Origin of the sequence: Paenibacillus sp. FSL P4-0338 (assembly GCF_038002365.1) — a bacterium.
GTDB lineage: Bacteria > Bacillota > Bacilli > Paenibacillales > Paenibacillaceae > Paenibacillus_AQ.
Genome location: NZ_JBBOCG010000001.1, coordinates 671,922 through 690,991, shown reverse-complemented (window position 1 = coordinate 690,991; position 19,070 = coordinate 671,922). Strand labels below are relative to the sequence as shown.

15 protein-coding genes are annotated in these 19,070 nt (G+C 54.4%); all 15 read right to left on the bottom strand.

What is annotated here, in order from left to right:
* Positions 1 to 52 precede the first annotated feature (52 nt).
* Positions 53 to 256, bottom strand: a complete 204-nt coding sequence (locus MKZ07_RS02870) for a hypothetical protein (protein WP_036693380.1) — start codon at positions 254 to 256, stop codon at positions 53 to 55.
* 22 nt (positions 257 to 278) lie between these two features.
* Positions 279 to 1,442 (bottom strand): glycoside hydrolase family 27 protein, encoded by a 1,164-nt coding sequence (locus MKZ07_RS02865; RefSeq protein ID WP_036693382.1) that lies wholly within the window; start codon positions 1,440 to 1,442, stop codon positions 279 to 281.
* Between the two features lie 392 nt (positions 1,443 to 1,834).
* Positions 1,835 to 2,119: a hypothetical protein gene (locus MKZ07_RS02860; RefSeq protein WP_036693383.1), complete on the bottom strand. Its 285-nt coding sequence runs from the start codon at positions 2,117 to 2,119 to the stop codon at positions 1,835 to 1,837.
* 101 nt (positions 2,120 to 2,220) lie between these two features.
* Positions 2,221 to 3,927, bottom strand: a complete 1,707-nt coding sequence (locus MKZ07_RS02855) for an RICIN domain-containing protein (RefSeq protein WP_235218374.1) — start codon at positions 3,925 to 3,927, stop codon at positions 2,221 to 2,223.
* Between the two features lie 150 nt (positions 3,928 to 4,077).
* Entirely contained in the window at positions 4,078 to 5,712 is a 1,635-nt protein-coding gene (locus tag MKZ07_RS02850; protein ID WP_036693385.1) for a response regulator, read from the bottom strand.
* A complete protein-coding gene (locus MKZ07_RS02845) occupies positions 5,690 to 7,447 on the bottom strand; it encodes a sensor histidine kinase (RefSeq protein WP_036693387.1) in 1,758 nt (585 codons plus the stop codon). The genes MKZ07_RS02850 and MKZ07_RS02845 overlap by 23 nt, the downstream gene beginning before the upstream one ends.
* A 33-nt stretch (positions 7,448 to 7,480) precedes the next feature.
* Positions 7,481 to 9,157, bottom strand: a complete 1,677-nt coding sequence (locus MKZ07_RS02840) for an extracellular solute-binding protein (protein ID WP_036693525.1) — start codon at positions 9,155 to 9,157, stop codon at positions 7,481 to 7,483.
* 233 nt (positions 9,158 to 9,390) lie between these two features.
* On the bottom strand, positions 9,391 to 10,650 hold the full coding sequence (locus tag MKZ07_RS02835; RefSeq protein WP_036693389.1) for an endo-1,4-beta-xylanase: 1,260 nt from the start codon (positions 10,648 to 10,650) through the stop codon (positions 9,391 to 9,393).
* Between the two features lie 19 nt (positions 10,651 to 10,669).
* Entirely contained in the window at positions 10,670 to 11,620 is a 951-nt protein-coding gene (locus MKZ07_RS02830; protein WP_036693392.1) for a carbohydrate ABC transporter permease, read from the bottom strand.
* A 16-nt stretch (positions 11,621 to 11,636) separates the two neighbouring features.
* The gene (locus tag MKZ07_RS02825) at positions 11,637 to 12,542 is read right to left on the bottom strand and encodes a carbohydrate ABC transporter permease (protein ID WP_036693394.1); all 906 of its coding nucleotides are present in this window, start codon (positions 12,540 to 12,542) and stop codon (positions 11,637 to 11,639) included.
* Positions 12,539 to 15,103, bottom strand: a complete 2,565-nt coding sequence (locus MKZ07_RS02820) for a DUF5696 domain-containing protein (RefSeq protein ID WP_341024375.1) — start codon at positions 15,101 to 15,103, stop codon at positions 12,539 to 12,541. The genes MKZ07_RS02825 and MKZ07_RS02820 overlap by 4 nt, the downstream gene beginning before the upstream one ends.
* A 14-nt stretch (positions 15,104 to 15,117) precedes the next feature.
* Positions 15,118 to 15,744, bottom strand: coding sequence for a YIP1 family protein (locus MKZ07_RS02815; RefSeq protein ID WP_036693400.1), 627 nt, complete (start codon positions 15,742 to 15,744; stop codon positions 15,118 to 15,120).
* Positions 15,741 to 17,201, bottom strand: coding sequence for a hypothetical protein (locus MKZ07_RS02810; RefSeq protein WP_036693403.1), 1,461 nt, complete (start codon positions 17,199 to 17,201; stop codon positions 15,741 to 15,743). The genes MKZ07_RS02815 and MKZ07_RS02810 overlap by 4 nt, the downstream gene beginning before the upstream one ends.
* Before the next feature lie 18 nt (positions 17,202 to 17,219).
* Positions 17,220 to 18,101: a carbohydrate ABC transporter permease gene (locus tag MKZ07_RS02805; RefSeq protein ID WP_036693406.1), complete on the bottom strand. Its 882-nt coding sequence runs from the start codon at positions 18,099 to 18,101 to the stop codon at positions 17,220 to 17,222.
* Positions 18,098 to 19,063, bottom strand: a complete 966-nt coding sequence (locus MKZ07_RS02800; protein WP_051493314.1) for a carbohydrate ABC transporter permease — start codon at positions 19,061 to 19,063, stop codon at positions 18,098 to 18,100. The genes MKZ07_RS02805 and MKZ07_RS02800 overlap by 4 nt, the downstream gene beginning before the upstream one ends.
* Positions 19,064 to 19,070: the final 7 nt, after the last annotated feature.

The following is a 19,070-nucleotide window of genomic DNA, read 5'->3' as shown; positions in this document are numbered from 1 at the left end:
CACAAGCGCTAACGCCTTGCGGGACAGACCTCTTCTTACATTTTGGCAGTTGTTAACGGAACAACACGCATTTGCCCGATTCCCGGAAATACTTGATCAGCCGCTCGATCGGCTCTCGTCCGCATTTCAACTGGACGCCGAGGCAGTCGATGCATAGGAAATCCTGGGCATTGCGCGTGACCAGCTTCAGGTAAATCGCCACATCATCCGTCATCAGCGGAACACCGCATTGTCTGCAGGTTCTGTTCATGCTCATATGCTTCTCTTCTTTCTTGTGTCTATACCAATTTCGCCCGTACGATCAGACAGTCATGGGCTGGCACGACCGGAGCGAAGCGTTCTCTGAACACCCCAAGCTCCTTATGCTCCCAGCAGTCATACAGGGACAGCGATTTGCCGGAGGCATACGGAAGTCCGAAATCCCAGAATTGCAGCGACATCTCTCGCTGACCATCGCTCAAGTTGAAGAAGCCGATCGCCAGGTCACCGTCTGCTAATACTTTTACCAGCATGAATACTTCATTGGTATGGAACCACTGCGGCTCAGGCTTAATGCGGTAAGCTCCGCGGCCCTCGATATCCTGGTTGATAGCAATCAGATCCGGGTTCAGCAGAATCTTCTTGGTAGCTTCATTCGCTTTGCGGATATCACTGCCGATCATCAGCGGAGAGCCCAGCAGGCTCCACAGCGAGAAGTGCGTCTTGTACTCCACATCCGTGCAGCCGCCAATCTGACTTCCGATGAAGTCGCTGTTGCTGCCCCCGTACATGCCCACGACGAGCATATCCAGGTCATTGTGGCAGTAGGCCCCGGTATAGGCGGCTTTGTCGAGCTGCGACAGCGCGAGGGTCTTGATCGATTCCCAGCTATCCTGAATATCGCCGGTGGAACGGTACATATGCGCGCCGGATTCACGAATCCACTGGTAGACGTTATCCTCCCCCCAGTTACAAGCGGAGAAAAGAATATCTCTTCCGCAGTTTTTGAGGGCAAGACTCATCCGTTTGTACAGCAGCTCTCCCGACATATGTCTGGGCTTGAAACAGTAATCATATTTTAGAAAATCTACACCCCACTCCGCCAGCGACGCGGCATCCTGGAATTCATGCTCGAAGCTGCCCGGATACCCGGCGCAGGTATGCGTTCCCACACAAGAGTACATGCCGAACTTCAGTCCCTTGGAGTGAACATAATCTGCAACCGCCTTCATACCGTTCGGGAATTTGACTGGGTCAGCGACCAGTCTGCCCTGCTCATCCCGCTCTTTCAAGCTCCAGCAATCGTCAATCACAATGTAATCATAGCCCGCATCCTTATAACCGTCCGCCACCAGCGTATCGGCCGCTTCGCGGATCAATTGCTCATTAATATCCCAAGTAAAAGTGTTCCACGAATTCCATCCCATCGGCGGCGTTAAGCCGAGCTGTTGCTGTTTGTCCATGATTCGTATTCATCCTTTCGCATTATGACAGGAACTGATTCCTGTGAAAATGCTGTATTATTTATGTATTTAATCACACAAACCCTTTATAATACATAGATTAACGTTGCTTTCATATGGATGTATGTTGCTTTCCTTATATAAGGAATGAGAGAGTCGAAGGTGTAAAGAACCTTGGTATGTTTTATGCGGATTATGATGCTTGTAGGCGCATATGCAGCAACTTCGACGGGAGTGGGCGGGTAGGCTGATTGAAAAATCACACCTTACCTGGCCCTGCCGCAAGCAAAACTACTTGTGTCATCTTCTCTCTCGGAAATAGGTGGACAAAGGTATCATAATTTGCTGGATTCTCAGGATTGGGCGGGAGTAAGTGGAAAAGGAACATCTAATTAGTTTGATCTCGTCACTTTGGTGGATATGCGCAAAATTAAGTGTTGTTTTCCCAACCGTTGGCGCAGGAGGAGGCTTTCGTTCATCAGCAAGTGTATAAAAGGCAACTGTTTCCCTCCGCACATTTGAGCCCTGCCCTCCGCAGCGCCGAATGTAATCGGTTTTTCGATTACATTGAGCCCACGCGCCTCCGCAGCGCCGAATGTAATCGGTTTTTCGATTACATTGAGCCCGCACGCCTCCGCAGCGTCGAATGTAATCGGTTTTTCGATTACATTCGGCACTCGCACCTCCCGCCGCGCAAAAAAGCCCCCTCCCCCTCGCACGGCAATCCGGTACTGTCCGGACCGCCCGCAGATGGAGAAGGGGCTCTTACCATAAAGCTCTAGTTCACCTGAACCAGCTTCCATTGCTGATGGAGATCGCCGCGGTAGAGGTTCTGCTGGAGCTTCGCGCCGTCTGCGGTGGAGGCTCCTGTGACTTCGACTGCCTTGTTACTGTTTACATTAAGAAGGCTCCAGTAGCCATTGCTCAGCTTGATGAGCCGGAACTGCTGGGCGGTGTTGTTCGAATCCTGCATCAGCTGGATGGCTTCGCCGTTATTCTTCGTACCGTTACGCACATCCATCACCTTGTTGTCAGAGGAGTTCACGCTGCGCAGCCGGTAAATATTATTGAACGTGCCCATATCCGTAACCGTCCATTGCTGAGCCAGCGCGGTGTTCTCCGGCCACTGCTGGAGCTGAAGGGAGTTCGTATTCTGCCCGTTCGGAACGTCAATCGCTTTGCCTGACGCCCGGTTGATCAGCTTATACTTCGCATTGTTGGTGACTCCGTTCCACACCCCGTTCCAGGGGTTGAACTGTGCCCGCTCGTAGTACCATTCGAAGATAAAGCGAGCCATGCCGTCGCGGACCGTATTGCCGTCATAGAGCAATCCGCCGTCCGGATCGGCGAAGGAGCTTTTGGGACCAGGATCAAGCAGGAAGCCGTTCATATGGACGGCAATGCTGACATTGCCGGCGGCAGTGAAAATCGCTTTGGTATTCTTGCCGAAGCCTGCGTTCGTACCGTTGAACAGATCCCAGTACGAGGAGTCTCCCGGCTGGTTCTTGAACCAGGTGGTTTCAGTAATATTGATCGGGTAAACATCTGCCGCAGGCTTAATGCTGCTATCCCAGATCTGCTGAAGTGAGTTGTAGTTGTCATAAGCGCCGTAGCCAGGATACCAGTGCACGGCATAGCCGTAATTGTTAAGCGGGTCGGTCAGCGGACTGGATGCCGTCAGCTGATAATGCTGATCCCAGCCTAGTCCTGAAGCCCAGATCACATTGTCCGCGCCTTTGCTGCGGATGGTCGAGATCATCGAATTCTGGAAGTTCTTCAGCGAATTCCAGAACGCCGCGAAGTTCGGCTGGGAGGGATTGCCGCCCCATTGTCCGTTCACATCGCTCAGCACCGGCTCGTTCACCAGCTCGAACATCACATTATCCGCACTCTTGAGTCCCGGCTGGGAGGCCAGGTAACCCCAGATCTGATTGAACTTGTCCAGATTGGCCTGGGTGGTCGCCTTGTTGTCAAGCAGGGTGAAGTCCAGCCCCAGCGTGACATACAGCCCCTTCGTCTTCGCATATTCTACATAAGGAATGATCAGATTCTGGGTAGCTGCCTGAAGGCCCGCGAAGTTATACGTTCCTGCTGCGACATCGCCCATATCCTCCCGGTCGATGAACAGGCGAACCTGATTCGAGTACCAGCCGTGGCTGTTGCCGTATTTGCCGGAGGTGCTGGTGAAGGTATCCGTGATCTCCTTCAGGTACTCCAGAGTGGCCTTATGCCGGTTTCCGCCGTTACGGTTCAGATAATAATTGCTGTTCTGATACGTCCAGTAGGCCCCGGTAGGCTGATGCCAGCCGCTTAGCAGTACAGGCTGTCCGCTGCCGTTCACCAGCTGGTTTCCGCTTACATGCAGCTTGGGAACAGGCGAACCCTCCCAAGCGCTTGCCGTGCCGCCTCCGAACTGCATCGGCGTCAGCAGCAGAGCCAGCATAACCAGCAGCTTCATGGACCAGCTTAACTTCCCTTTTCTCACAGATACCCATCTCCTTCTCATTTCGTGGAATCGGCGGATGCCGTCTTAATGAAAGCGAATACATCTGAATTGTACTCTGCGGGGAGACAGGCGGAAACCTGTGTGATTATAGTTGATAGACTTACAGATTATAGTTGATATACTTACAAATTATAGATTTACATGCACAGACTCCCTGTATTCCTGGGGGGTCATTCCCGTCATTTTTTTGAAGAACCGGGTGAAGGAATGGTGGGCTTCATAGCCGACATACATTGCTACATCGCGGATTTTGAGCGCTTCATTTCCCAGCAGCTCCTTCGCCTTGACCGCCCGGCACTGATCGATGTACTCTGACAGGTTAATGCCTTGCTCCTGCTTGAAGAAGCGGGACAGGTATGACGGATTGAAATAATGCAGCTCAGCCAGCCGCACCAGAGACAGATCCTCGCCCAAGTGGCTGTGGATATAATCGCAGATCCGTTCAATGACCTCCGAGGAGCGTTCCTTCTCGGCTGTGCTTCTCCGCTCGAAGAGATCTGAGGCCAGCCGCTCCAGATAATAGATGCCCTCCCCGAGAGATGAATGCTCATCCAACCGCATCAGCTTGCCGTATTCATTGACAAGGCTGTAGAGCTCCGAGCGGTTCATATGGGACAGCAGCACAAGGGCAACCGTATAATACAGCTCGGCTGCTTCTTCCACGGAGACGCGGGAATGAATGCCTCCCCGGATCTCCTCCAGCGTCTCAGCGAACCGCTCACGCCGTCCGGCATCCAGATGGGCCGCAAGATTCTCCACCCGCTGGTGGAGCCGCACCCCCGTCTCACGGACGATGTCAGGCTCCGGCGGACCGCCGCGGTCAATCTGCACCATGGAGATGCCGTCCCCGATCTTCATCTGCTGCAGCCGGTGAAGCCGCTCGTAATGGCGGCCGGTGTCTGTCCAGGCACAGGCTGAGCCGCTGACCGTAAAAGCAACCGGCAGGCCCAGTGTCTGCCGGCAGGAATCCTGAATCATCTCCAGCGTTCCCTCCAGATACCGCGCGAAATTCCCGCCGAAGGCAGCCCCGGCATTATCCAGTGGCTGCAGCAGCCACAAGAGATCCCCGTGCCGGTCAAGCACCCAGGCATGCCGGGTCATCTCCGCCAGATGGGAATTCCAGATCAGGCGGGAAGAGGTCAGAAGCTCGCGCCGGTCCATGTAAGAGATGCCTTCCGCGTATGTAGGCCGTCCAAGAACGAGCATCACCGGGGATTCGGCTTCCAGACCGATGCCCAGCTTGCTGAAATCTGCACGTAACGCATCCGTATCCGCACACAAGGACTGGCTGTCCTGAAGCAGATGGCGGAGATAATCGCCCTGGGCTGCCGTCTCCATGGAATCACGCTGCTCCCTGGACTGCTGCAGCAGCTCGCTCAGCATATTGCCCTGCTCAATCTCCTGCAGCACCTCCTGCACCGTCTCAATAATCTTGTCGAAGCCTTCCGTCTTCAGCAGATATCGGGCCCCAGGAAGCTGCAGCGCGCTATAGGCATAATCGAATTCACTGTAGCCGGTCAGAAAAACAATCCGCGACCGCGGCCAAAACTCCCGGATCTGCTCAGACATCTCCAGCCCGCTCATGCCGGGCATGCGGATATCCGTCAGCACAATATCGATCCGGGTGCGCGAGAGCCACTCCAAGGCTGCTTTTGCTGAATAGACCTTGTAGACATCTAGCTTGTCCGGAAGCAGCTGGTTGAACGCCTCGTATAAGCCGTCCGTTATAATCTCTTCATCATCAACGATCAATAGTCTGTACAAGACCTTCACCTCCCGTGAGCCTGATCCGGATTGTAACCCGGAGGCCGTTCAATGTGCTTCTGGCCAGGAACAGGCCGCTGCCTTCCCCGTAGATTAACTGGATGCGCCGGTGAATATTGCTCATGCCGGTGACTTCATGCGTGCCGCCGTTCTGATTCAGCCGCCTTCTCAGGGTCTCGATCCGTTCATCAGTCAGCCCGTTTCCGTTATCTTCAACAATAATGCGGATCTCCCGTTCCTCCTGTTCAAAGGAAACCCGCAGCTCCCCATCCTCCGCCTGCTTCTCCAGACAATGCTCATAGGCATTCTCGATAATCGGCTGGAGAATGAGGCGCGGAACCCGCAGCTCCTCCATGGCTTCCGGCAGATCATCGAACTGAACCTGAATGCGCCTGGAGAAGCGCATCTTCTGGATCTCCGTATACATCCGGGAATGGCGCGTCTCCTCCGCAAGCCGGACATTATCCTCTCCGTTACGGGTAATGAACCGGAAATATTCGCCCAGCATGCCAGCGAACTCCTCAATCCGGGAGCTGTCCCCCTGCTTCGCCAGGGCGCTGAGAATGAAGAAGCTGTTATAGAGGAAATGCGGGTTGATCTGCGACTGGAGCTGCTTCAGCTCCGCCCGCTGCATCATCAGCTTCTGGGTGTAATCCTGGTCAATCAGCATCCGCAGCCTGCTGAGCATCTGGTTGAACCGGAGATACAGATAGCCGAATTCATCCTTGCGGCCATGGTCAATCTGAATATCAAGCGAGCCGCTCTCCATCCGCTTGAAGCTGCGGATCAGCACAAGCAGCGGTTTCTGGACGAACTTATAGGTCGCGTAAGAATAGATCAGCACCGCCAGGAAGGACACCGCCGCGAACAGCCACGCCCAGACCACGAACTTGGTCAGCGGGCGCTTGACCGCCTCCTCCGGCAAATAGGTGGCAACAGCCATCCCCAGCCTGTCAGAGGTGAAGCTGTCGATATGATACCGTATTCCGTCCAGCTCCCAATTGTACAGGTTCCCTTCCTCAACCGCCTGGTGATAGCTCTCAATTAGCTCCGGGGAGCTGTTCTCTGTACCGATTGCGTAATCCGTCAGCCGTGAGACCAGCAGCGAGCCGCTCTCTTCGTACGCGTTAATCGCCCGGAGCGAATCCCTCAGCTTCTCGTTGTCCAGCTCGATCTGCACGATGAACAGCGGCGGCTCACCCATTCTCCCGCTCGACTGGGTAACACTGAGCTCCAGGAAGTTGTTCCAGTTGATCAGCCGCCCTTCTTTTCTCAGATCGACCGACCGGAAGAAATTGAACTTGCTGCTGTCAAACTGATCAATGCCGTTCATCGCGGACAGCGTTTTGTCAATGGTACGGATATGAACGAACACATCGCCGATATAGGCGCTGCTGTTCTTCAGGGAGGTGAGCCGCTGCGTGATGTAGTTCAGGCTCTCCCGCTTTTGGACATCGTCCATATAATTCCAGGTAACGGCAATCTTGTTCAGCTCGGTATCCTGGGCAAGATCATACTGCTGGATCTCCATCCACTCCACCTCGCGGTTCAGGTCCTCCAGATAATAGGTTAATTGCGACAGAGTCGCTCTGGACAGGTCCTGGCTTGCATTCCGGTAGCTCCAGTTGTAGAGGTAGAGTCCAAGCAGCAGAATCGGCAGAATAATAGCGAGATAAGTGACAACCATCCGGATAAAAATAGTGTGGCGCATCGACACCGCAGGAAACTTAAGCACGTGTACCGCCTCCACTCTTCTGCTCAGGTCCGATCATTTGCCGCTCCCGCCCTTCTCTGCATACCAGTCGTTGACCTCAGCCGTAATCTGCTCGCCGCCCAGCTTGTTCCACTGTGCCACGAAATTATCGAACTCGCTGATCGGTCTGCCCTGAATGATATCAAGAAAGGCATCAATCTGAAGATTATTTAGAATATTCTGCTTCTCGATCATCGTCTCTGTAGGTGCACCGACGAAGCTCTCATAGAGCAGCTGATGATTACGTCCATAACCGTCCAGGATGGAAAAAGCGCCCGAAGGCCCATACGTCCGCTCCCAGCCCCAGCCTGTCTCGCTGTCCGCACCTCCGGCCTCGTAAGCGGCAATCCGCTTCTGGATCGTCTTCGCTTCATCCTGAAGCACGGAGGCATCGCCGGTGCGCCGGAAGGTCTCCAGCTCCCGGAAGGCCTCAAGGTTCTTCTGCACCGGAAACGGCGTCACCGGCGACAGCTTCCACACCGCCTGCGGAGCGTTATAATACCGCTCCACCTCACTCGTAGTCCCCCAGTTCTTCTCCAGATGCAGGTTAATCAGCTTGATCAGCGCCTCAGGATGCTGGACGCCTTGCTTGACCGCCAGGAACTGGTTGGTGCTGAACGGAAGCGGCACCTTCGGCGCTGCCCCGGACTCCGAGACCAGCGGGAAGGCCTGCCACTCGGCCTGCGGATTATGCTCACGGCTGAGCTGCACGAGAAAGGAGCCCCACTGCTCCCCGTACATCATTCCGACCTGCTCATGCTCAATCCAATCGCTGGCCTTGACCCCGTCTTTGAACGCGAATTCCCTGTCAATCTGCCCCGTCCGATATAAGTCCTGAAGCACCTGCAGAGCATGCTTGACCTCCGGCTGGATACCTCCATAGACCAGTTTGCCGGTCTTGTCCTTAAGCCAGATTCCGGGATACGCACCATAACCGGCCATGAAGCCGGTAAGTCCCATGACCGGGTCCCACAGGTATTTGGTTGCCGCAAGACCGTAGGTATCATGCTTGCCGTTACCATCAGGATCTTGTTGCGTAAACGCTTTCGAAATAGCCAGCACCTCTGCCATCGTCTGCGGCGGCTTAAGGCTGAGCCGCTCCAGCCAATCCGTCCGAATCCACAGGAACATTGCGCCCTCAATGGAAGAATTGGTCTCCGGGATCGCCATAAGCTTGCCGTCAAGGGTAGCTGTCTCGAACGGACCCGTCCCTTCCTCGCTCAGCACCTTGCGGGTTAACGGGGTTGCATACTCGGCATAGACTCCGCTCAGGTCCTGGATCAGACCTGCATTGCTCAGCACCCTGAGCTGTGAAGCATTCACCCGCACAATATCAGGGATATCCCCGGAGGCCAGAGATACCCCCAGCTTACGGGAGTAGATGGAGCTCCACTCCGTCCAGTCATAGGTAACCTTAATACCAAGCACCTCTTCGTACAGCTCGGTCCAGCGGTTATGCTCCAGCGTCTCCCCCGGCAATTCCTTCAATATTTCTTCCAGCGCATCGTTGTTCTCACGTACGAACGACAGCTGAATCGGCGGATCATATTTGCTTAGACCCGGCTCCTCATAGAGCGGAGCGCTCCCCGGCTGTCCCTCAGGGACCGGAGAACGCTCCGCAAGGCTATCGCCCCTCTCACAAGCGGTCAACAGTTGTACGGCCATGCATGCAGCGACAGTCCAGGCCATCATGTTCTTGATTGTTTTGGGCACCAGTTGCAACCTCACTTTGCAAGATTATTACTACCAGAATATTATATTATCCCGGCAAAAATAAAGGAATTGTAAGGTGCAATTCTTGTTTGGCTTACCCGTTCTTTACCAATCAAGTGAAAACGGCTTTGCCGTCCTTTTTAAGGACGGTACCGTTTCAGCGGGAAATAGAAGGATAAGTTATCTTGTACAACATATTAATTCTTATATTTTTAGAAATCGGTGACCGCCTGGAAGGCCGGTTTGGGCTGATGCTGCCGGTCGAACAGCATCGGCGCCTCGGTCCGCTCGGTTGGAAAGGTGCTTAGCCAGGTATGATCATCCGCAATGCCCCAGAACATGACCCCGCTTAACAGCTCCTTCCGGTCTCTTAGAGCAGCGAATATCTCGCCGTACCGCGCGGCCTGCCGCTGCAGGATATCCTCGGGAACTACAGGGCCGACATCGCTGAGATCATTATAGACATATAGGCTCATATCCAGCTCGGTGATCTGATTATCCAGGCCCAGGGAATGGAACTTCTCCATGGACTCGATAATGCTCTCCACCGAAGGATACTCCAGATTAATATGGGTCTGGTGACCAACGCCGTCAATCGGTACTCCCTTCGCCAGCATGTCCTTCACCAGCTCGTAGAGCCGGTCCCGCTTCTCCGGACTCTCTGTGCCGTAATCATTAATGTACAGCTTAAGCTCCGGTCCTCCAGCCTTGCGGGCCGCCCGGAAGGCTGTCTCAATGAATCCGGTGCCGGTAATCTTGTACCAGTCGCTGGCCCGCATACCGTCAGGGTCGTTAGGCTCAATCACCTCATTCACTACATCCCAGGAGGAGATATCGTCCTTGTAACGGCTGACAACAGCGGTGATATAGCTATCGAGTCGCTTCAGCAGCAGCTTCTTGTTCGCTTCGCGTCTTGCTGCATCGGTCTCATCCGCCATCGCCTGACCGGCTTCATCGCGGAAGAACCACTCCGGGGTCTGGCTGTGCCACACCAGGGTGTGGAAGCGCAGCCCCATGCCGTTCGCCTTCGCGAAGGCGACGATCCGGTCCGCCCGTTCCCAGGTGAAGGTGCCCTCAGCCGGTGCAATCGCATCCGGCTTCATGGCATTCTCGGCCACGAGCCAGTTCACATGGCGCTTCAGCAGCTCTGCCGTCGCTCCTTCTGTCTGGTCCGGCTCCACCGCAGCGCCTATGGGGAAGTAATCCGCATAGGCTGCCGCCAGCGGTGCGGCCTCCTGCTGCACCGGAGCATCCGCCGCAGCTTCAGGCGAAGCTGTAGCAGATGCTGCCGGAGTCCCTGCGGGTGAAGCGGCCGGGGATGACGCTGCGCTCTCCTGCGGCCCTGTCGAGGGGGCAGCCGGAGCCGCGTCCCCGCCAGAAGCGGAGCAACCGGATAACCCTAGAAGCGCGGCTGCGAAGACTATACTCCGGGCCAGTCTGGCCGGAGTGCTTGTTCTATTATTTTGGCGCACTGTCATCCTCCTCCTACGGTTAACCCACAATCCCGGTACGTTCAATACTCTCCACGAAATACCGCTGCACGAACAGGTAGATAATGATCAGCGGCAGAATCGCCAGCAGAATCCCTGTATCCTGAACCATGCTGAGATAGAACGGATCGGCCTTGGAATTGGCGCCGTCCTCCAGCAGAATCTGCAGATTATACGGCAGCGAGCCGAGCTGTGTCGCCATCACCTTGCTGGATGTCAGATAGGTCGTGGTGAAGAAGCTGTCGTTCCACTGCCACACAAACGAGAAGAGCAGCACCGTAACAATAGACGGTATCGCATTAGGCAGCATAATCCGGTAGAAGGTCTTGCCTACTCCGGCCCCGTCAATGTAAGCCGCTTCCTCCACCTCTTTGGGAATGCCCCGGAAGAACTGCCGGAAGATGAAAATGTACAGCCCCGCCTTCAGCGAGTTCGCCGTAGCAGAGGTTAGAATAAACGGCCAGTAGGTGTTGAGCAGATTCACCGATTTGCCGCCGGTTAAGAGCGGAATCAGCCCCATCAGGCTGAAATCCTTCAAATTCAGGTAGACCGGAATCAGAATCGTGATCGGCGGGACCAGAATGGTCAATATGACTCCGGCGAACAATAGCTGGCTTCCCTTGAACTTCAGCCGGGCGAAGCCATACCCTGCAAGCGCGCAGGAGATGGCGGTTAAGATCGTAGTCAGCGCTGACAGGCTGAAGGTATTCAGCAAGGCCTGCCAGTAATCCATAATACCAATCGCTTTGACGAAATTGTCAAGCGTGTAATTCTCAGGAAGCCAGACGACAATCGGCGAATACAGATCGCTCTTGGCCTTGAAGGCCGTGGATATCTTCTGGAGCACCGGATAGAGGATTACGAACGACAGGCCTGCAATGAGCGTCAGCCGCACGAAGGACCATATCCATTTCTTCCAGTGTTCGAGCGACAGTAAGCGGGTCGCATGCATTAGTCCCATCCTCCCTTTAATCATAGTAGAAGACCTTCTTCGAGATCAGATAGCTGCTGACGGCCAGAATTAAGGCCACTGCGGCGAAGTACAGCCAGGCCATCGCAGAGCTTAGACCGAAGTTGAACTGGGTGAAGCCGGTCTCCCGGATCAGGTCCGTCATGGCGTTATTCGAGAAGGAATCGATAATTGTATAGATGGAATTCACCAGAATGAGCGGGCTGACCATCGGAAAAGTGATTTTCCAGAAGGCCTCATAGCCGGTTGCCCCTTCCATCTTGGACGCCTCATACAGCTGCGGCGAGATGGTCTGGATGCCGGCCAGGAAAATCAGAATCTGTACGCCGGACTGGCTCACAATACTGTAGATGCGGCCCACAGCGCTGGTCAGATAGTTCACTACCCATTCGCTTAAGCCCGCGTCCAGCATCAGCCCCTCCAGCTCGAAGGTGCCCAGTCCCTGAATCGCCCCCGCACCGGCATTCTGATCGTTGACCGCTTGAATCAGGCTGGTGCTCTCCAGGCTCAGAATGACCCCGGAGGCCAGAATGACAGGCAGGAAGAAGATCGAGCGGGCCAGCGATCGGCCGATGAATTTCTGATTCAGCAGCACCGCCAGAAACAAGCTGAAGATAACGATCAGCGGCACATTGATGACCATATTCATAATGGCATCGGCCAGCGAGCGGTTGAATTCGGTATTCACCGTCAGCGCTTCAACATAATTCTGGAAGCCGCTGAAATGAACAATCAGTCCGTCGGAGTTGGCCTGCACCGAGCTTAAGCTGTAGCGCAGCGAAGACAACAACGGAATCAGGAAGAAGAAGATGAACCCCAGCAGCCAGGGCAGCACATAGAAGAAGCCCATTAATGCCTTTTGCTCATTGTAGGATCTGCGGTCCAGTCTAAGTATGGATTTCAAGATTGCTCACCACCCGTAATATAGCTTTCGGCCTCAACCGTCCGGCCCTCTGCAAGGACTGCGGTCTTATTGTAGTTGACGATGACAGACATCCCGTTACCGTAAGTGCTTTTATAGACACCGTCTGCCAGCTTCTCATGACCGGTCAGCCGCTGATTCTGAACGTTCTTCATCACTCCGTTCACTTCGGTGTACATCTCAGCCGCCTGGTCGATCCACTGCTCATAATGGACCGCATACAGGTTATCGAAGTCGGTATCCTTCACCTTGTAATTAGGCGCATGCATCCATTCATAATAGAGGAAGGAGCCATACTCCAGGCTCTTCAGGATATATTGCCTTGGATTCGTGTACGTGGACAGGTTAAACGGCTTGCCGGTGTAATTCACATATCCCCGCACCACCATCGGATAGAACGGAATCTCCTCATCCTCCAGCTTGAACCGGCTGCTGGACACCGGAGCATCCGTAACGTCAGAGAGATACGGAAGGGCGTAGGCATTCCCGCCGTCCGCGAGAATGCGCATGGACGCTCCGGTGATCTTCTCCAGCGACTGGACCGATATCTGCTCGGACGCAGACCGGTCAATTTCTTGATTTTTACGGAAATCGCTGTTCAATTGATCGGCCATATCCCTCAGGGAGATGCCGCCGGTCTGAAACGGCGCAATCTCCTTCAGCGTGGCATCAACATATCCGCCGACCCTGCTTGGGGAAATAATATAAGCAGGGGTGAAGGAACGGTCCCGCCGGTTCAAGGCCATATTGTACGGATAGACGGCTGCCGGAATCTCACTGAGCATCCGTGAAGCCTTCTGGTTAATCCGGAAGCCTGAGGTCTGATTCGCCCGCAGCAGAGCCACGTCAGGGAAGAGCTCAATATCTTGCTCCTTGGCGTATGCTGCCAGCCGGTTCAGCCCCTTGCTGCCGCCGATAGCCTTATCCACCGACAGCCGGTCCGGCACCTTGTGATCCAGGCCCCGGTTGAACCAGCCGGCATATTTCAGCTTGATATTATCAATGCCGCGCTGCTTCATCTGCTCCAGAATGCTCTCGGCTTGCTCGAAGGTGGTCAGTGCCTCCAGCGATTGATAAGGAATGCCCAGAACATGCTTGGTCTTCGTGATTCCGCCCACCAATTCCAAATAGAACGGCGTATTCACAGAAGCTTCTGCAGAAGCTGCCGGCTGCGCCTCAGGCAGTCCACCATGCTCAGCCAGATAGCTCTGGTAATAACGCGCCATGCCCGGATAAGAGGCCTCCGCTCCGCTCAGGAACGCGTAACGGACGACGTAATCTGTCTTGGGCGGCTCCTGCTGGAATTTCGGCAGGGTGCGGTTCTGATCGCTTGACGTCAGGGTAAGATCCCCCTTGGCAAGCAGGGTGAAGCTCGGATACACATAGTTGTATCCGTTCAATCTGCCGCTGGTATCCGCGTTGATGGTGGCAAGAGAAGCGCCTTGTTCAATAATGCCCAGCATGGCGCCTTCCTCCCGGATCAGGCCGAACACTGGCAGCTTGATCTCCTGCTGCTGCGCATAGGCATCCGTGGTCTCCATCGTCCCGTCCACGCCATACACCGCCTGCTTGTATGCGGGATAACGGATCTTGCCGTTATTGAAATGAATCAGCGCTCCTGAGCCGTCCGGCACCAGGATGGACCCGGAATCCTTGCTCCCTCCGGCACCCAGGAAGCTCAGCAGGGAGATGTCATTCACAGGATAATCCGCAGGATAACGGATATCCGCTACCGGAACCTTGACGACCAGCTGGTCCCCGTCCAGGGCATATTCAATGGCGAGCTGGAAAATACGCGGCTCTGGCTTAGACTGGCTGAGGTTGTTCTCGGCGATATCCTGCTGCAGATCCTCCTCGGTATATCCCGCCTTCTCGAAGCCCTTCAGCGTCCGCTCCAGCTGAAGCCCCTTCAGCGCTTCATCGTTTCGCGTATATACCCCGTTCTCCTCATCGAAGGTATAGGCAATTTTCATCGTCCGCTGCCCGGTCTTATCCATCTTGCTCATGATCTTCTCCTCGAACCGCTCCTTGCCCATCTTCATCGGCAGGTCCTCCGCTGTTGCAGCGGTCGTTCCGAACTGGTAAAAGACCTTGACGCCCTCTGGCGTCAGTTCCATCTTCATTTGCTTATGGGCCACGCTGTCCGTATATGAGTTGACAGAGCTTACCTGACCCAGGTTGTTATAGAAATCCAGCTTGAGCTGCGCGGACAGCAGGTCTTTATTATCCCCGCTGGCCTTGGCATCCGCCTCACGGTCCAGCGGGTTGCTGTACCAGACCGTCCCGTCCGACAGATTCTTGACGGCGATCCCTCCGGTAGCTTCGTCCATGAACAGCCGGAGCTGCGCGTTCTCGAGCACACCTGTCATACCGCTCACCCCAGTATCGGTAAAGGCAGATTTCAGCGCGCTCCCTTCCGTAAAGGACACTTCAAGATTCGGTTCATGCCCGCTGGCCTGGCTGCCTGAACTTGACGCCGAACAGCCGGCCAGCACACTCATACTGAAGAGAATCGAGAGCAGCATGATTAACGGCTTCCTCATTCCCGGTCCTCCTCCTATCTCCTCAAGACAATTTCTTGGTATATGGTCGAGACGAATGCAATCATCTGCTGAACCAGACTGAAGAACAGCAGGGTCAGGAAAGCCATGAAGGCCATAGCGAGCAGCGTCAGCAGAATCGTCCCGATCGTTTTGGACGGGGAGAACTGATGAACGGTCATAATGCCCACATATATCAGCAGTCCCGACCAGAGAAAAGCAAAGTTTTTGAAAAAGTAATAAAAAGAGCTCTCCTGGGCTGAGATTAAATTGCTGATCCAGATCCAGGGGAAATTAATCAGCACGATCGGAAGCAGTGCAAAGCAGGTGGTAATAAAAATCTCCACGAACTTCCCCTCCCCGTCCATCAGCGTGGTCAGCGACCAGTTCGCCACACACCAGAACAGAACAGGAACCAGCACATAGACCGCTTCCAGCAGGCTGTTCAGATACCGCGGATTATTCATGTTTACCAGGAACCCGCTGTATTGATTGCCCAGCACATTCGTCAGAATCAGCATAAACAGAATGCCGAAGGAGATGATCAGACTGGTTTTTTGACTGCGTTCATATTTGAGGTCCCAGTATCCGTTGAACGGATGAACCATCACATACAGCGGATGTTGCAGCGCTTCTCTGTTCAATGGAGCTCCACCTTCTTTCTGGCCTTCATTTTCCGGTACATTTTCAGGCCCTGCCATAGGACTACAAGTGTGATCAGAGCCGTCATAATGGTGGAGAAATGTCCGCGAAGCACTTCTTTACGGTAGAGCAGGAACGCTTTGGAATAGTTGGTCCGGTCCATACTGCGCTCGAAATACTCCGCCGACTCCTTATACTCGCCTTGCCGCAGATACGCCTTGCCTATACCCGCATAGGCATACTCCATATTCGCATTCAAGTTGACGACCTTACTGAACTCCCGGGAGGCCATCGCCTCATCACCGTTATAGTAGCTGCGCACAGCACTGTTCAGCGTTCTTCCATACTCTGTGGTCTGGAATACCGTGATTTCACCCAGCACCTGGTCCAGCACCAGAATATCGTCACCGCTGTGCTCAATGGCAACCGGAGTGTTGAATTCGCCCAGACGGTTACCGATTCCGCCAAAAATGTACAGCAGATAGCCGTCCCCGTTGTACGTGAACACCCGGCCCCGGCTGGCATCCAGCACCGCGTATATTTCACTGTCGCTCACATCAATATCCACGAGCCGCGGGGCACCGCCTGAGCGCGTGGAGTAGAGCAGATCGCCGCTGGGCTTGTAATAACCCTCTCTCCGCAGAATATCCGCACCCTGTGCGTTCAGCTTCTTAATCGGGTCCCCGTAGTCGTCACCGTTGGTAGCGTACAGAAAGCCTTCGTCATTAATGTCCAGATTCGTGAACTCGGTTGGTGTATACATGACCATCTGCTCGCGCTGCGCCTTGGTGGAGATTGATTTCCAGAAATACTCCACCGCATCGACATGCACCCGGTTCGCGCCAATGAACGATTTGAACACACCATCCGCCCCGAATTCCATGAATCCGTCGAAGACGCCGGCCGACATCACATAGATACGGTCCGCCTTGTCTACAGCAACACGGACTGGCTGAAATTCAAAGTTCGCCTGCAATAGCTCGGACTTCGGGGCTTCAATGATCCCCACAGCCTTGAAGCTGCTGTCGAGATGGACGATACGCTTATTGCCCGTATCCGCGACATACACTTCCTTCTGCTGCGTCACATAGATGCCCTGCGGATTGTTAAACTTCTCCGCCTTCCCCTTGAACTGGAACGCATCTACCGTCTTGACGGATTTATAGTCCTGATCCAGTATGACAAACCGGTTATTGCCGCTATCCAGAACATAGATCTGCTGATCCGCCGTAACCTGAATATCCTGCGGATTATTGAATGGGCCCGCACCGGAGCTGGCACCCGTGATGAGCGTAGTAGCCTCGTAGGCGGACGGAGCCGCCACCGCATTCCCCCAGTATGAATAATTGTAGGAAGGGGCTGCGCTCTCTGCCAGGGCCAGCTCTCCGCCAAGCCCCAGACTGACCAGGCAGCACAAGGCCAGCAGGCCGGTTCTCAGTTTCTTTATCCTTGCGACCATTGTCACCGTTCCTCCTATCTACTCTTTCATACCGGATGTAGCCATCGTCTGGATGACACTGCTCTGTGAAATAATGAACAACAGAATCGGCACGGTCATCAGCAGCAGCGCAACTGCCGCTCCGACTCCGGCACGCGCAATCCCGCCCTGGATGACCTGGCTAAGTGCGTAGTGAAGCGTCTTCAGGTTCTCACTGTAGATGAAGCTTCCTCCATCTGTGCCCCACAGCGCCGGAAATTGCAGAATCATCAGCGTCAGCCAGGCCGGCTTTACATTCGGCATTACGATTTGCCAGAACACGCGGTACTCGTTCGCACCGTCGATTTTGGCCGCCTCAATCAGCGCATCCGGGATCTGCTCCATGAACTGCTTCATCAGGAACAAACCTAGTGAAAAGGCCAGTGACGGCACGATAATCGCCGCTTGGGTGTTGATCCACCCCAGCTGTGACATGACCAGATAGTTCGGTATTGCCGTAACATGCGGCGAGAACATCAGGGACAGCACTACAATTTTGAACAGAATGCTTGAGCCCGGGAATTTGAACTTGGCCAGCGGATACGCCGCTGCCGACGCCAGCAGGATATGACCTGCGGTTCCTACCAGTGTGATCAGCAGTGTGTTCGCAATGTATCTGGTGAACGGCACCCAGGAATTGCCCATGATCACCATCAGATCGGTGAAGTTCTCCAGCGTCGGGTTCCGCACCAGGAATCTCGGCGGGAAGATGAACAGCTCATCCAGCGGCTTGAAGGCATTGTTCACCGTGTAGATCAGCGGAAGAACCATGAACGCGCCGAAGCCCAGCAGCAGGCCGAAGAGCATAAAGCTGACAGCAAACGAACGGTTCAGTCTTTTTTGAGGGCGAAATGCCCCTATCACTCTTGAATACAGGGTCATTCACCCACCTTTCTGAGCAGCTTCTGGGTCATCATATTGGTTCCGAGCATAATCGCGAAGAGAATAGTGGCAATCGCCGAGGCATAGCCCATCTCAAAGCGCAGTGTCCCGTAATCCATCAGATGCGTTACCACCGTATGTCCCGCATAGTTGACACTTGGGAAGCCCGCAAGCGCAATAGAGACCTCGGCCACCGCGAAGGAGGCGGTAATCTGCATGACCGCGCCGAACATCAGCTGCGGACGCATGGACGGCAATGTAATGAACCACAGCTCCTGCCAGCGGTTCCTGATCCCGTCCATCGCTCCCGCCTCGAACAGCGTCTGGTCCACGGTCTGAAGTCCGGCGATGAACGCCAGGAAGCTTGTGCCGAGACTCAGCCAGAGCTGCACAATAATGATGATGGGAAGAATGTATTTCTCATTCTGCAGCCATATGACCGGCTCCAGCAGCACCCCGATCTTCATCAGGAAGCCGTTGAGATAACCATAGCTGTCCCCTGAGAAGACAATCAGCCAGATAAAGAACACATTGCCCGAGATCGACGGCGCATAGAAGACCAGCGTCATCAGCGACCGGATAAAGGGCGACAGCTCATTGATCAGCCAGGCGAACAGGAAGCAGGCAATATAGCTTAACGGGCCTGTGATGACAGCGAACAGAAAGGTGTTCTTCAGCGCAATCATGAACACATCATCGCCCAACAGCAGCCTGGAATAGTTCTCCCAGCCTATGAATCTCGGCGTCTCCAGCATGTTGAAGTAGAAGAAGCTCAGCCCGAAGGAGACGACCACCGGGATCACCGTGAACAGGAAGAAGATGATCATATAAGGACTCATCATGAAATAATAATGCTTGCTCTTCTTGATATCTTTCCATAATTGCGCCAGGCGGGATTCCTTGATCGGACCGCCAGCCAGCCCTTGCAAGGCTGGTTCAGTGGTATTGTGTATTTGTACCATCAGCTTG